Source organism: Thiorhodococcus fuscus, from assembly GCF_042682685.1.
In the GTDB taxonomy this organism is placed as follows: domain Bacteria; phylum Pseudomonadota; class Gammaproteobacteria; order Chromatiales; family Chromatiaceae; genus Imhoffiella; species Imhoffiella fuscus.
This window is the reverse complement of record NZ_JBHUHX010000001.1, coordinates 79,371-93,168: the sequence shown is the minus strand read 5'-3', so window position 1 is coordinate 93,168 and position 13,798 is coordinate 79,371. Positions and strand designations below refer to the sequence as shown.

General features: G+C 65.2%; 12 protein-coding genes. 9 read left to right on the top strand and 3 right to left on the bottom strand.

Annotation, left to right across the window (positions count from 1 at the left end):
- The first annotated feature begins 182 nt into the window (after positions 1-182).
- From ACFSJC_RS00405 to secF, 5 genes are all read left to right on the top strand, one after another.
- Positions 183-902, top strand: coding sequence for an HAD family hydrolase (locus ACFSJC_RS00405; protein WP_386021589.1), 720 nt, complete (start codon positions 183-185; stop codon positions 900-902).
- Positions 892-2,004, top strand: coding sequence for a tRNA guanosine(34) transglycosylase Tgt (tgt, locus tag ACFSJC_RS00400; protein ID WP_386021586.1), 1,113 nt, complete (start codon positions 892-894; stop codon positions 2,002-2,004). The genes ACFSJC_RS00405 and tgt overlap by 11 nt, the downstream gene beginning before the upstream one ends.
- Before the next feature lie 151 nt (positions 2,005-2,155).
- Complete coding sequence (yajC, locus tag ACFSJC_RS00395; RefSeq protein WP_007041236.1) at positions 2,156-2,488, top strand: preprotein translocase subunit YajC; 333 nt, start codon at positions 2,156-2,158, stop codon at positions 2,486-2,488.
- A gap of 182 nt (positions 2,489-2,670) precedes the next feature.
- Positions 2,671-4,527 (top strand): protein translocase subunit SecD, encoded by a 1,857-nt coding sequence (gene secD / locus ACFSJC_RS00390; RefSeq protein WP_386021582.1) that lies wholly within the window; start codon positions 2,671-2,673, stop codon positions 4,525-4,527.
- Positions 4,528-4,540: 13 nt separating this feature from the next.
- Entirely contained in the window at positions 4,541-5,509 is a 969-nt protein-coding gene (secF, locus tag ACFSJC_RS00385; RefSeq protein WP_386021579.1) for a protein translocase subunit SecF, read from the top strand.
- A gap of 113 nt (positions 5,510-5,622) precedes the next feature.
- Here secF and ACFSJC_RS00380 read toward each other — a convergent pair whose 3' ends face one another.
- Together ACFSJC_RS00380 and ACFSJC_RS00375 are read right to left on the bottom strand one after the other, a co-directional pair.
- On the bottom strand, positions 5,623-6,756 hold the full coding sequence (locus tag ACFSJC_RS00380; protein ID WP_386021576.1) for an NAD(P)/FAD-dependent oxidoreductase: 1,134 nt from the start codon (positions 6,754-6,756) through the stop codon (positions 5,623-5,625).
- A 96-nt stretch (positions 6,757-6,852) separates the two neighbouring features.
- On the bottom strand, positions 6,853-7,473 hold the full coding sequence (locus tag ACFSJC_RS00375) for an arylesterase (protein ID WP_386021573.1): 621 nt from the start codon (positions 7,471-7,473) through the stop codon (positions 6,853-6,855).
- Between ACFSJC_RS00375 and ACFSJC_RS00370 the strand changes: the two genes are divergently transcribed.
- Complete coding sequence (locus ACFSJC_RS00370; protein ID WP_386021570.1) at positions 7,472-8,173, top strand: ABC transporter ATP-binding protein; 702 nt, start codon at positions 7,472-7,474, stop codon at positions 8,171-8,173. The two genes, ACFSJC_RS00375 and ACFSJC_RS00370, sit on opposite strands and share 2 nt — an antisense overlap.
- Complete coding sequence (locus tag ACFSJC_RS00365) at positions 8,170-10,659, top strand: ABC transporter permease (RefSeq protein WP_386021567.1); 2,490 nt, start codon at positions 8,170-8,172, stop codon at positions 10,657-10,659. Before ACFSJC_RS00370 ends, ACFSJC_RS00365 begins: the two co-directional genes overlap by 4 nt.
- A 120-nt stretch (positions 10,660-10,779) precedes the next feature.
- On the opposite strand, the gene ACFSJC_RS00360 is transcribed toward ACFSJC_RS00365, so the two are convergent.
- Positions 10,780-10,977 (bottom strand): Alvin_2107 family globule sulfur oxidation protein, encoded by a 198-nt coding sequence (locus ACFSJC_RS00360; protein ID WP_386021564.1) that lies wholly within the window; start codon positions 10,975-10,977, stop codon positions 10,780-10,782.
- Between the two features lie 362 nt (positions 10,978-11,339).
- On the opposite strand from ACFSJC_RS00360, the gene ACFSJC_RS00355 reads away from it, so the two are divergent.
- Entirely contained in the window at positions 11,340-12,383 is a 1,044-nt protein-coding gene (locus ACFSJC_RS00355; protein ID WP_386021562.1) for an AAA family ATPase, read from the top strand.
- Positions 12,376-13,644 carry a vWA domain-containing protein gene (locus ACFSJC_RS00350; RefSeq protein WP_386021559.1) on the top strand — a complete coding sequence of 423 codons (1,269 nt, stop codon included), beginning with the start codon at positions 12,376-12,378 and terminating at the stop codon, positions 13,642-13,644. Before ACFSJC_RS00355 ends, ACFSJC_RS00350 begins: the two co-directional genes overlap by 8 nt.
- The last annotated feature ends 154 nt before the right edge of the window (positions 13,645-13,798 follow it).

The following is a 13,798-nucleotide window of genomic DNA, read 5'->3' as shown; positions in this document are numbered from 1 at the left end:
CTGTTCTGTCTCTTTGCTCTGGATAGGTTAGCAATGCACGGCCCACGATAAGGAACAAACAAGCCCCCGGTGCCGCCTCGATGCCTGCGCGCTGGAGGCACGCACGTACCGATCGGACGATCCGGCTTGGTTTCAGATCGACCTTGCAGGCACAATGCGGCTCTTTTCCGACCCGCAAGACCATGCCTCAAGCACGCATCCGCCTCATCACCTTCGATCTGGACGACACCCTCTGGCCCTGTCTGCCGGCGATCCAGGCGGCGGAGCAGGCGCTCCACGACTGGCTGCGCGATCATGCGCCCCGGCTCGCCGAGGCGCACGACATCGAGAGCATGCGCGCGCATCGCCGCGCAGTCATGGAGACGATGCCCGAGATCGCGCACGACCTGGGTCTGGTCCGGCACCGTTCGCTGATCCAGCTCTTGGAGTTTTTCGAGTATCCGATCGACCTAGCCGACGGGGCGGTCTCGCTCTTTTTGGACCATCGCAGCCGGGTCGAGCCCTATGCGGACGCACTGCCCGTACTGCGCTCGCTGGCACCGAACTACCGTCTGGTGAGCCTCACCAACGGCAATGCCGATGCCGAGGCGACGCCGCTGCGCGGGATCTTCGACCACAACCTCACGGCGGCCGGCATTGGCGCGGCCAAGCCGGACCCGGCCATGTTCCGCCGTGCGCTGGAGCTTACCGGCTGCCGCGCCGACGCATGTCTGCACCTGGGCGACGATCCCTGGACCGATGTGGAGGCGGCACGCGCGCTCGGCATCGCTGCAATCTGGGTCAACCGCACCGGTCGCGACTGGCCGGACGAACTCCCACCACCGTCGCTGACGGTGACGAACCTGTACGAATTGACCGCCTGGCTGAACGGCGGTTGCACCGGAGACACTGATGGAATTTGATCTGCTTGGCCAAGACGGTCTGGCACGACGCGCCCGCCTGACGTTCGAACGCGGAACGGTCGAGACGCCCGCCTTCATGCCCGTGGGCACTTACGGCACCGTGAAGGCGATGACGCCCGAGGAGCTACTGGAGGTCGGCGCCGAGATCGTGCTCGGCAACACCTTCCATCTGATGCTGCGGCCCGGGACCGAGATCATCCGCCGGCTCGGCGATCTGCACGACTTCATGCACTGGGACAAACCGATCCTGACCGACTCAGGCGGTTTCCAGGTCTTCAGCCTCGGCGACCTGCGCAAGATCACCGAGGAGGGCGTGCATTTCCAGTCGCCGGTCGACGGCAGCAAGGTCTTCATGAGCCCGGAGGTCTCGATGCAGGTCCAGCGCGAGCTGGGATCGGACATCGTCATGATCTTCGACGAGTGCACCCCCTACCCGGCCGACGAGACCCGGGCGCGCGCATCGATGGAGCTGTCTCTGCGCTGGGCGGCCCGCTCGCGCGAGGCGCACGGCGACAATCCGTCGGCCTTGTTCGGAATCGTACAAGGCGGCATGCACGAGGGTCCGCGCGCCGAGTCGCTCGAAGGGCTGACGCGGATCGGCTTCGACGGCTACGCCATCGGCGGGCTCTCGGTCGGCGAACCGGAAGAGGACCGACTGCGGATCCTCGATTTCCTGTCCGACAAGATGCCGACCGACCGGCCACGCTATCTGATGGGTGTCGGCACGCCCGAGGACATCGTCGCGGCGGTGCAGCGCGGCATCGACATGTTCGACTGCGTCATGCCGACCCGCAACGCCCGCAACGGCTATCTCTTCACCCACCAAGGCATCGTCAAGATCCGCAACGCCGCCAACCGCACCGACGAGGGGCCGCTCGACCCGCTATGCGACTGTTACACCTGCCGCCACTACAGCCGCGCCTATCTGCACCATCTCGACCGCTGCAAGGAGATCCTGGGCGCGCGGCTCGCGACCATCCACAACCTGCATTATTACCAAACGCTCATGCGCGGTCTGCGCGAGGCCATCGCCGCCGGCAAACTCGATGCATTCGTCAGTCATTTCAAGGAACAACGCCGCCCGAGGGCCGTCAGAGTGTAGCCTGGCGGCGAAGATTGGGGTCTTACTCGTCATCGACCTTGTGCGATAATCCGCCGCCATGTCTCGTGCGGCAGCTGCACCGCCGCACGATGCAGCGCTGTTCATGCAACTGGATCCGGATCACGGATCCACACACCACTAGGGAAGCGATATGAGCTTTTTCATCACCGACGCCCTGGCCCAGGGCGAGCCTGCGGCAGCCGCTGGCGACCCCTTCATGGCACTGCTGCCGCTGGTGCTGTTCGCGGTCGTCTTCTACTTCCTGCTGATCCGCCCTCAGTCCAAGCGTCAGAAAGAGCACCGCAAGATGATCGAGGCCCTGTCGAAGGGCGATGAGATCACCACCGTCGGCGGTGTCGCCGGCCGCGTCATCGACCTTGGCGAGAATTTCATCCTCGTCGAGATCGCCGACGGCGTGCAGATCAAGGTTCGCCGGATGGCGGTCGAGGCTGTGATGCCGAAAGGAACCCTGAAAGACCTCTGAGCCACCGGCAGAGAAGGCAGGGACCCGGCTCGATCGCCCCTGGCGAGCGAGCCGTCTCATCCGGAATGCCGCTATATCTCCAAATTCGGTCGCGGCCACCGCTGCACGGCGGTCTCTCCCGCGCGCCCTCCCCGCCTCCCCTCCAGGCTGTCGCGACCAGCGATGTTGAGATTTGAACTGCAATGAACCGATATCCCTTGTGGAAGAACCTGCTGATTCTGAGCGTGATTCTGGCGAGCCTCTTACTGGCCTTGCCGAACATCTATTCTCAGGACCCATCGATCGAGATCAGCGCCGCACGCAGCTCGACCATCACCGACGCCAGCAGCGGAGAGATCCGCGCCGCGCTGGAGAATGCCAAGGTGCCCTTCAAGGACATCGAACCCCGCGAAGGTGACAAGCTGCTGGTGCGCTTCTCCAAACCGGGCGAACAGCTCAAGGGCCAGGAGGCGATCGAGCGCACCCTGTCCGAGCGTTACCGCACCGCGCTCACCCAGGTCGCCGATCTGCCCGGCTGGATGCGCGCCATCGGGCTGAACCAGATGGCCCTGGGTCTCGACCTGCGCGGCGGTATCCATGTCGTCATCGACGTCGACATGGAAGCCGCACTGGATCAGGCGCTCGAACGCTATATCGGCGACCTGCGCTCGCAGCTACGCGAGGCCAAGATCCGCTACCTGACCGTCACCCGCGATGGCGGAAATATCATGGTCAAGTTCTCGGATGCCGACAGCCGTGCTGCGGCCGAGAAGCTCCTGAACCGCGAATTCCGCAACCTTCAGGTGCAGTCGAGCGAGAGCGGCTCCACCTTCGAGCTCCAGGCCAGCCTGCCCGAGACCGAGCAGAAGGAGATCAAGAACTTCGCCCTGCAGCAGAACATCACCACCCTGCGCAATCGCGTCAACGCACTGGGCGTCGCCGAACCCAGCATCGCGCGCCAGGGCGATCGGCGCATCGTCGTCGAGTTGCCCGGCGCCCAAGATCCCGGGCGCCTCAAGGAGATCCTCGGCGCCACGGCAACCCTGGAGTATCGCCTGGTCGATACCGAGGGCAGCGTAGCCGATGCGATCGCCGGACGGGTTCCGGTCGGCAGCAAGCTCTACTATGAGCGTGACGGAACCCCGATCCTGCTCAAGCGTCGCGTCATCGTCACCGGCGACCAGATCACCGACGCCTCGGCCGGCTTCGACAACCAGAGCGGCACCCCGACGGTCTTCGTCAACCTGGACGGACAGGGCGCACGGCGGATGCGCAACGTCACCACCGAAAACGTCGGCAAACCGATGGCGGTCGTCTTCATCGAGAACCGCACCACCACCAAGATGGTCGATGGCCAACCGGTCAAGAACACCCGCAAGGTCGAGGAGGTCATCAGCGTCGCCAATATCCGCGAGCCCTTCGGCCGGCGCTTCCAGACGACCGGTCTCGACAGCAGCGAGGAGGCCCACAACACCGCACTGCTGCTGCGCTCCGGCGCGCTGGCCGCACCCATTCAGATCGTCGAGGAACGCACCATCGGCCCCAGCCTGGGTCAGGACAACATCGACCAGGGTTTCTTCTCGGTCATGGTGGGTCTGGCGCTGGTGGTCGGATTCATGGCGCTCTACTACCGCAAATTCGGCCTGATCGCCGACCTGGTGCTGGTGGTCAACCTGGTGATGATCATCGCCATCCTCTCCATGCTCCAGGCCACCCTGACGCTGCCCGGCATCGCGGGTATCGTGCTGACGGTCGGCATGGCGGTGGACGCGAACGTGCTCATCTTCGAGCGCATCCGCGAGGAGATTCGCAACGGCAGTTCGCCTCAGGCGAGCATCCATGCCGGATACGACAAGGCGCTCTCGACCATCGTCGACGCCAACGTGACCACGCTCATCGCCGCCGTCGTGCTCTTCAGCTTCGGCACAGGCCCCGTCAAGGGCTTCGCCGTGACACTCTTCATCGGCATCGTGACCTCCATGTTCACCGCCATCCTCGGATCGCGCGCCCTGGTGAACCTCATCTACGGCGGCAAACGCCTGAACAAGCTGTATATCTGACGGAGGGACCACCATGAAATCGCAAAACACGGTCAAAACGAAGCGTACGATCAACGACTTCGGCATCGACTTTCTGGGCAAGCGCAAGCTGGCGGCCATTATGTCCGGCACCGCCCTGGTCATCTGTCTCCTGTCGATCCTGTTTCGAGGATTCGACTTCGGCCTCGACTTCACGGGCGGCACCGTGATCGAGGTCGGCTATCAGGAACCGGCCGAGCTGACCGATATTCGTCAATCGCTCGAATCGCAGGGCTTCCCCGGGACGACGATTCAGTATTTCGGCTCGAACCGCGACATCCTCATCCGCCTCCCCCCCCAGGAGGAAAATGACAGCGCCAAGCAGAGCGACCGGGTCTTCCACATACTCAGCGAGGAGGCCAAGGGCCAGGTCGAGCTGCGCAGGGTGGAATTCGTGGGCCCGCAGGTCGGTGAGGAATTGCGCGAGCAGGGCGGCCTGGCGGTCCTCTTCTCGCTCATCGGCATCCTCATCTATGTCGCGCTACGCTTCGAGTGGCGCTTCGCAGTGGGAGCCGTGGTCGCACTCGTCCACGACGTCCTCTTCACGGTCGGCATCTTCTCGATCTTCCAGATCCAGTTCGATCTCACGGTGCTCGCCGCCGTGCTGGCGGTCATCGGCTACTCGCTGAACGACACCATCGTCATCTTCGACCGCATCCGCGAGAACTTCCGGCGCATGCGCAAGGGCACGGTGATGGAGATCACCAACAACTCGATCAACCAGACCCTCTCGCGCACCATCGTCACCTCGGGAACCACCCTGCTGGTGCTGTTCGCGCTCTATCTGTTCGGGGGCGAGGCGATCAGCGGCTTCTCGCTGGCACTGATCGTCGGCATCTTCGTCGGCACCTACTCCACCATCTACGTGGCGACCGCCATCGTCATCTGGCTGGGACTGACCAAGGCCGACCTGCTGCCGGTACCGGTCAAGAAGGAAGGCGCCGAACTGGACGCCATGCCATAGCCAGCCGCCAGCCGCCAGCCGCCAGCCGCCAGCCGCCAGCCGCCAGCCGCCAGCACTATAATCTTGCTGGTAGCTGGTAGCTGGTAGCTGGTAGCTGGTAGCTGGTAGCTGGTTCAGGCCGAGCGGTAGCGGCGCAGATACATCCACTCGAAGAAGCGCTTGAGCCAGTGGAAGAGCTTCATCGAGGGCAGCACCAGGTTGTATTTCTCGTTTCGGGCCACGAGCATGCCGCTGTCGTTGGTATCGACGATGCACAGCAGCTCGACCCGGAATCCCGCCTTGGGCTCGCGACCGGCGAATTCGGCCAGCAGATTCTTCGCCGCAGCGCGTGCCTGCAGATCCGCCATGTGGCCCTGCTTCGGCATCCAGTCCGGCCCGGGGAAGCTGCCCGAGTCGCCCGCCACGTAGACCCGCTCGAACCCAGGCACCCGACACTGGGCGTCGGCCTGGAGCAGACCGCCCGGCGAGCGCGGCAAACTGGTGTTGTCGAACCAGGCGTTGCCCGTCACACCCGGCATGAAGAGGATGAGATCGGCATCGAACTCATCGCTCTCGGTGGTGACCTTGGTCTCCGAAAAGCCCTTCATCTTGCTGCCGAGATGGGTCTCGATCCCCCGACGCTTCATCTCGGCTAACAGGCCATCGACCGCCTTGGGCCCGAGACGGTTGCCGGGACGCTCGGCCGGGGTGAAGAAATGGAGCTTGAACCTGTCGCGCCGCTTCTCCTTGCGCAACTGGTTGTCTATGCCGAACAGGAACTCGAACATGGGTCCGCCGCGCATGGAGCTCTGCTCATTCGGGTTGCTGGCGAAGCCCATGGCGATGCTGCCGCCGTCCATCGCCTTGACCCGATCGCGAATCGCCTTGGCCGCCGCCACGCCCTCGCAGGGAACGATGGCATGCTCGATTCCAGGCAGCTTCTTGATGAAGCGTCCGCCGCTGGCGAGGATGAGACCGTCGTTCTCGATCGGACCATAGGTGGTCTCCAGGACGCGACCATCCGCGCTGAGACCTGTCGCCTCGCCGGGGATGTGATTCACCCGCATCCGCTCGAAAAAGCGCCCCAGGTCGATGACCAGATCGTCCCCGGTGCGCAGCCCCGAGGGCACCCAGATCAGGCCGGGATAGTAGACGAATTCGGGCTTGCGGCTGACCAGCGTGATCTCGAGACTCGGATCGGCTTGGCGCAGCGCCCGGACGGCGGTCAAACCGGCAAAGCCGGCCCCCACGATCGTCACGCGTTGCATGTCATAGACCCCCAATCGATGGATATCCAGCCGAGGCTGGACAAAAGGAAACCAAGACCATCCAAGGATGGCCAATGATCGAAACCTGGCACGAAATCAGTGCTCCTCGGACGCGCTCAACAGTGGTTCGAGCGCCGGCCAAACATTATCGAGGATACGCCCCTGAGCCTTGGCCAGCGGATGCAATCCATCCGCCTGCATCAGATCCCAGTGCTCGGCGACATCGGCGAGCAGGGCCGGAACCAGGGGCACGTCGAGCGACGCGGCAACCTCGCCGAACAGGGATTGAAAGCCCTGGGTGTAGGACGCACCGTAGTTCGGCGGCAGCCGCACGCCGATCAAGAGAACACGACACCCGGCGTCCCGCCCCAGCTGAACCAACCGAGTCAGATTCTGTCGGACCACATCGAGCCCAAGCCCGCGCAGACCGTCGTTCGCGCCCAATTCGATGACCAGCACCGCCGGCCGATGCCGAGCGAGCAGCGACGGTAGACGCGTCAGGCCGCCCGCCGTGGTGTCGCCCGACACGCTGGCATTCACGACGGTCTGCGCGCGACCATCGGCCTTCAAACGCTCGGCGAGCAGCGAGACCCAGCCTTCGCCCGGAGCCAGCCCATAGCCGGCGCTCAAGCTGTCGCCCAGAACCAGCACGACCGGCGGCTTGGCGATCACGATGGCGGGAAACGCCAGGATACAGATGAGGAGTAGTCGGATCATGTCAGAACCTTTGACTCGAACAGTGCCGCAAACCCTGTCGAAGGCGATCGGCTTGGGCAAACATGTTAACGGTCCGGCCGGCGGATTGACCATCCTCGAAGGGCTGGACCTGGAGATCGACGCTGGCGAGGCCGTGGCCATCCTCGGCGCCTCCGGATCGGGCAAATCCACCCTGCTCTCGCTGCTGGCGGGACTGGACGACTCCAGCGCGGGCGAGGTCTGGCTCTGCGATCGGCGCATCGGCGACCTGGACGAGGACGGACGCGCCGAGCTGCGCGCCGGCCGGGTCGGGTTCGTGTTCCAGAATTTCCAGTTGCTCCCGACCCTGACCGCGCGCGAGAACGTACTACTGCCCCTGGAACTCACTGGGACAGCGAATGCGGCCGAACGTGCCGATTCGGCGCTGGAACGGGTCGGTCTCGCCGCCCGCGCGGGACACTATCCGCGCCAGCTCTCGGGCGGCGAACAGCAGCGGGTCGCCATCGCGCGCGCCTATGCGCCGCGCCCGAGCGTGCTCTTCGCCGACGAACCGACCGGGAATCTGGACCAGCAGACGGGCGAACAGATCATCGACCTGCTGCTCGATCTGCGCCAGGCCAGCGATGCGGCCTTGATCCTGGTCACGCACGACCCGCGCCTGGCCGAACGCTGCGACCGCCGCCTGCGGATGCGCGACGGCCGACTGGAGACGCTGGCATGAGCGCCTGGCGGATCAGTCTGCGACTGCTGCGCCGCGACTGGCGCAGCGGCGAGCTCTATCTGCTGGCCGCCGCCCTGGTGATCACGGTCGCGGCCGTCACGGCGGTCGGCTTCTTCACCGACCGGGTCGAGGCCACCATGGAGCGTCAGGGCGGCGAATTGATCGCCTCCGACCTCTCGATCCAATCCTCCACCCCTCTGCCCGAAACGCTCGCCGACGAGGTCGAGACGCGCGGCCTGAGCACGGCCCGCACACTCGAATTCCGCAGCGTCGTGGTCACGGACCAGACGCCCCAACTGGTCAACATCAAGGCCGTCGACCCGGCCTATCCGCTGCGCGGCGAACTGCGGATCCGCGCGAATACGGATAGCCAGGACGCACCCGTACCCCAGGGTCCTCCCGCCGGCGAGGTCTGGCTGGAATCGCGACTCCTGCCCCTGCTGCAGGTCCAGATCGGCGACCGCATCAAAATCGGCGAGACGCGGCTGCGCATCGGCGCCATCCTGACCCGCGAACCCGACGAGGGACGCAGTTTCTTCAACATCGCGCCACGGGTCATGATGAACATCGCCGACCTGAAGGCCACAGGACTCATCGGACCGGCCAGCCGCGCCACCCATCGTCTGCTGATCGCCGGCGATGCCGAGGCGGTGTCACGCTATCGCGACTGGATCGAGCCACGGCTCGCGGCCAATATGTCGGCCGAATCGGCGAGCGAGGCGCGTCCCGAATTCGCTTCGGCGGTCGAGCGTGCCGCCCGCTTCCTGCATCTCGCCACACTGACGACACTCCTGGTCGCGGGCGCCGCCATCGCGCTGGCCAGCCATCGCCTGGTCGAACGCCAAACGGACGCGGTCGCCATCATGCGCTGCCTGGGTGCACCACGACGCCTGCTGACACGGATCTTTCTGCTGCGGCTGGTGCTGTTCGGACTGATCGCAAGCCTGGTTGGCTGCCTGGTCGGCTGGCTCGCCCAGGCCGGGCTCGTCGGCGCGCTGAGCGACTGGCTCGGAGAGGATCTGCCTCCGGCCTCGGCAGCCCCGATCGTGACGGGTGTCGCCACCGGTCTCATCTGCCTGCTCGGATTCGCCCTTCCGCCGCTCCTGCAACTGACCCGCGTCACCCCGCTGCGGGCACTGCGCCGCGACATCGGCGGACCGAAAGCGCCGGCCACGCTGGCGCTCGTGGCGGCAGGCGGCGCCCTCGCGCTGCTGATCCTCTGGCAGGCGCAGGACCTGTCGCTGGCCTGGAAACTGATCGCCGGGGTAATGGGCGCGCTGGTCACGCTCGTCCTCTGCGTCCTGCTCCTGGTCCGTCTGGCCGGGCGGTTGACCGGACGGGTCCGGGGCATCTGGCGACTGGGACTGGCGGCCCTGGCGCGACGCCCGAGCGGGGCCGTGCTGCAGATCGGCGGTTTCGGAATCGGAATCCTGGCGCTGCTGCTCCTGGCCGTGGTTCGACTCGACCTGCTGCACGCCTGGCAGAACAGCCTGCCGACCGACGCACCCAACTATTTCCTCATCAACATCCAACCCGAAGAGGTCGAACCGCTCAGGGACTTCCTCGCCGAAGCGGGCATCGACCGGGCTCCGATCTATCCCATGATCCGGGGCCGCCTGACCCGCATCAACGCCCATGAGATCGAGCCGAGCGACTACGAGGATCCGCGCGCCGAGCGGCTCGCGACCCGCGAATTCAACCTCAGCTACGGCACCGAACCTCAACCGGACAACCGCATCGTCGCCGGCAACTGGTGGTCTGGAGAAGAGGCGCCGCCCCAGTTCTCGGTCGAGACCGGCATCGCCGAAACACTCGGCATCGCATTGGGCGACACGCTCACCTTCTGGATCTCGGGTCACGCCGTCAGCGGCCCCGTGACCAGTCTGCGCGAGGTGCAGTGGGACAGCTTCAACGTCAACTTCTTCGTCACCGCGAGCCCGGCCCTGCTGCGCGACGAGGCCGCGACCTATATCACCAGCTTCCACCTCGCGCGCGAGAACGAGGGGCTGGTCGCCGAGTTGTCGCGACGATTCCCAAGCGTGACGCCGCTGGACGTGGACGCCATTCTGGGACAGGTGCGACAGGTGATCGACCGAGGCGTGCTGGCGGTCGAATACGTCTTCGCCTTCACGATCTTGGCGGGGCTGCTGGTGATGTACGCGGGAATCCAGGCAAGCCTGGAGGATCGGCGCGCCGAGCACGGCATCCTGCGCACGCTGGGGGCCGGGCGTCGGGCATTGCTTGGAAGTCTGGCGGTCGAGTTCACCGCCGCCGGACTGCTGGCCGGACTGCTCGCCTCGATCTTCGCCGAGGCCACCGGCTGGCTGCTGGCCGAGCAACTGTTCGAGCTGGAGTTCAGCTTCAACCCCTGGCTCTGGGTCGTCGGCGTCCTAGGCTCCGGATTGGCGATCGGGCTGGCCGGAACCCTGGCGACCTATCCGCTGCTGATTCGGCCACCACTGCACTCGCTCAGACGGGCGGGTTGAACGGGGTTTCAGGAAGGGATCGGCAGGATTTCAAGGATTTGCAGGAGCGAAGATCCTTCCCGATCCTGCAAATCCTGCCTCGCTCGTGTGCGCGAGGCCGAGGTCAGTCAGCGGCTGAGTTCAGGCCGTAATCCAATTACCGAAGTTCTCGGCACTCTTCTCCTCGCCGTCGCTGTAACCGGCCTCATAGGCCTCGGTCAGACGCTGCTCCTCGCGCTTGGGGTTCTGGAGGAAACCACACTGCCATCCCTGGATGTATTCATCGTCGACGCCCATCTGCTCCATCTTGGTCACGGCATCGTAGTAGAACTGGTTCATTTCCGGTCTCCGAGCTGTTTTTCATTTGGTGAAGGCGGCATCCATCAGGACTGGGCCATCGATTTATTCTGTGGACGAATCCGACCCTCATCGGCGGGACCCGTCGAGTCCTCTCTGGTTATAGACTCTCGGACGGAGCGTCGCCCGACAGCGGGCACGATCACGGGGACGAGAAGGGACATAAGAATACAGCGTTTTTCTAATAGGTGACAAGAAGCATGGGCAATCGAACGGCACCTGGGTTGCAATGACGATCATCAATTTCAAGCGGTTGCCAAACCGCCGATTCAGTCCCATCTGAGCCATTCAGCCTCATCCAGCCGACCCTTGCGATCATCCGACCCGGAGGAACCAGACACGCCATGCGTCCAGCCCAGTTGTTTCGCGTCCTGGATCGCGAGCTCGCCAGTACCGCCGAGGGCCACCACACGCCGACCATGCTTTGGGGGCCGCCGGGGGTCGGAAAATCACAGATAGTGTCTCAAACCGCCGGACACCACGGTGTTCCGGTGATCGACATCCGACTGTCGCAGATGGAACCGAGCGACCTGCGCGGCATCCCCTTCCGCGACGGCAACCGGGTCGAATGGGCCATCCCTGCGGTCCTGCCCGACATCCAGCGCCACGGCCTCAGCGGCATCCTTTTCCTCGACGAGATCACCTCCGCCCCGCCAGCGGTTTCGGCCGCAGCCTATCAACTCATCCTGGACCGCCGACTGGGCGAGTATCGCGTTCCGAACGGCTGGGCCATCTTCGCCGCCGGCAACCGCCAGGGCGATCGCGGCGTCACCTACGCCATGCCGGCGCCGCTGGCCAACCGTTTCGCCCACTTCGAGGTCGAGACCCATCTGGACGACTGGGTGGCCTGGGCCTATGCCAACGGTATCGACGAACGCCTTATCGCCTTCCTGCGCTTCCGCCCCGAACTCCTGTTCGATTTCGATCCCGCCCACAATCCGGTCGCCTTTCCATCGCCGCGATCCTGGGAGTTCGCCCATCGCGGACTCCAGAAATTCCAGAACGACCCGGACCTGCTCCAAGGGGCGCTTCAGGCCTGCGTCGGGCCGGCCGCCGGAATCGAGCTGGCCGCCTTCATCCGCAGCCTGCAACAGATGCCGGACCTGGACGCCATCGCGCGCGGCGAGTCGGTGAGCGTTCCGCGCGAGATCGACCTCCAGTATGCCGTCGCCGCCGCCCTGGTCGGCCGGGCGATCCGCGCGACCGGGGAGGACGACGGTCACACCCTCATCGGCAACATCCTCAACTACGCCGGGCATTTCCATGAGCGCGAGATGGGCGTGATGCTGGTCTCCGATCTGCACCGCGCGCTCGGCAACCGACTCTTCGAGATACCCGCCTTCGCCGACTGGGCTCAATCCGTATCGGACGTCATGCTCTATGCCTGAGGCCGCCATGCAGCCGGACCCGTCTGCGGTCGAGACCAAGCTGACCGCAGCGCGCACGCGCCTCATCCTCGACAAGCCCTTCCTGGGCGCGCTGGTGCTGCGCCTACCCTTGAAGGCAGCCGGCTCCGACTGGTGCCCAACCACCGCGACCGACGCCAAATCCTTCTATTTCAATCCGGCTTACATCGCGTCGCTGACTCTGGAGCAGACCCAGTTCATCCTGGCCCATGAGGCACTGCACTGCGCGCTCTCGCACTTCGCGCGACGCCAGCACCGAATCAAGCATCGCTGGGATCTGGCCTGCGACCACGCGATCAACCCGCTTCTGATCGACGACGGACTGACCCCGCCGCACTCCGCGCTCGCGCAGCCGCGATTCAAGGGACTGACCGCCGAGGAAATCTATCCGCTGATCGACGAGGAGGACCCGTCCGAGACGCTCGACCAGCATCTCTACGACCGAGAAGCAGGATCGAACGGCAGCCGACCCGAGCATAACGACACCGAGTCGAACGGCAGTCGGGACGCAGAAGATGCAGAGGACAATGGCGGGGCAGGATCCAGCGCGCCAACCCCCGAGACCGACACCGAGGGCTCGGTCGCGCCCGAGCCCCGCCCCCTGTCGGCGAGCGAGCGGGAGACGCTCGCGACGCAATGGCGGCAGCGACTCGCCGGCGCCGCCCAGCAGGCACTCCAAGCCGGCAAGCTCGGCGGCGAGATGGCGCGCATGATCGAGCATCTGCTCCAGCCCCAGCTGCCCTGGCGCATGCTGCTCGCACGCTATCTCACGGCCCACGCTCGGGACGACTACGACTATCACCGCCCCTCGCGCCGCGAGGGCGGTTTCATCCTGCCCCGTCTGCACAGCCACCAGATGGATCTGGTCGTGGCGATCGATACCTCGGGCTCCATTCGAAGCGGCGAACTCGACGACTTCATGGCCGAGATCGACGCGCTCAAGGGACAGGTGCGGGCGCGTGTCACCCTGCTCCCCTGCGATGCGCGGCTCGATCCGGGCGCGCCCTTCCAGTTCGAGCCCTGGGACGCCTTCCAGCGTCCCGCTCAGCTCGCTGGGGGCGGCGGGACCCGCTTCACGCCGGTGTTCGAGTGGATCGCCGACCGTGAGCGGCCTCCGGACCTGCTGGTCTACTTCACCGACGCCAACGGCGAGTTTCCAACGCGCGAGCCCACCTATCCCGTCATCTGGCTGGTGAAGGGACGCACCCCGGTGCCCTGGGGTCAGCGCATACAGCTCAACTGATCCATGCGGATGCACCCGCTTGACCCAAGCCCGGCGGCGGGTTCATTGTGTTTGCACCCCGTCGCCGAAAACCTTCGGCCATACTTCTCTCGCCCACCTGAATCGGCACGACCGTCGCGACGGGAACTCAGCGGACGGTCGCCTCTCTGAGCAA

What these genes read in the sequence shown, in the direction of transcription:
- ACFSJC_RS00350 (WP_386021559.1), top strand. Translation starts at nt 12,376, where the DNA reads ATGCCTGAGGCCGCCATGCAGCCGGACCCGTCTGCGGTCGAGACCAAG.
- ACFSJC_RS00355 (WP_386021562.1), top strand. Translation starts at nt 11,340, where the DNA reads ATGCGTCCAGCCCAGTTGTTTCGCGTCCTGGATCGCGAGCTCGCCAGT.
- ACFSJC_RS00375 (WP_386021573.1), bottom strand. Translation starts at nt 7,473, where the DNA reads ATGATCCGACTACTCCTCATCTGTATCCTGGCGTTTCCCGCCATCGTG.
- ACFSJC_RS00405 (WP_386021589.1), top strand. Translation starts at nt 183, where the DNA reads ATGCCTCAAGCACGCATCCGCCTCATCACCTTCGATCTGGACGACACC.
- yajC (WP_007041236.1), top strand. Translation starts at nt 2,156, where the DNA reads ATGAGCTTTTTCATCACCGACGCCCTGGCCCAGGGCGAGCCTGCGGCA.
- ACFSJC_RS00370 (WP_386021570.1), top strand. Translation starts at nt 7,472, where the DNA reads ATGTCAGAACCTTTGACTCGAACAGTGCCGCAAACCCTGTCGAAGGCG.
- secF (WP_386021579.1), top strand. Translation starts at nt 4,541, where the DNA reads ATGAAATCGCAAAACACGGTCAAAACGAAGCGTACGATCAACGACTTC.
- ACFSJC_RS00360 (WP_386021564.1), bottom strand. Translation starts at nt 10,977, where the DNA reads ATGAACCAGTTCTACTACGATGCCGTGACCAAGATGGAGCAGATGGGC.
- ACFSJC_RS00380 (WP_386021576.1), bottom strand. Translation starts at nt 6,756, where the DNA reads ATGCAACGCGTGACGATCGTGGGGGCCGGCTTTGCCGGTTTGACCGCC.
- secD (WP_386021582.1), top strand. Translation starts at nt 2,671, where the DNA reads ATGAACCGATATCCCTTGTGGAAGAACCTGCTGATTCTGAGCGTGATT.
- tgt (WP_386021586.1), top strand. Translation starts at nt 892, where the DNA reads ATGGAATTTGATCTGCTTGGCCAAGACGGTCTGGCACGACGCGCCCGC.
- ACFSJC_RS00365 (WP_386021567.1), top strand. Translation starts at nt 8,170, where the DNA reads ATGAGCGCCTGGCGGATCAGTCTGCGACTGCTGCGCCGCGACTGGCGC.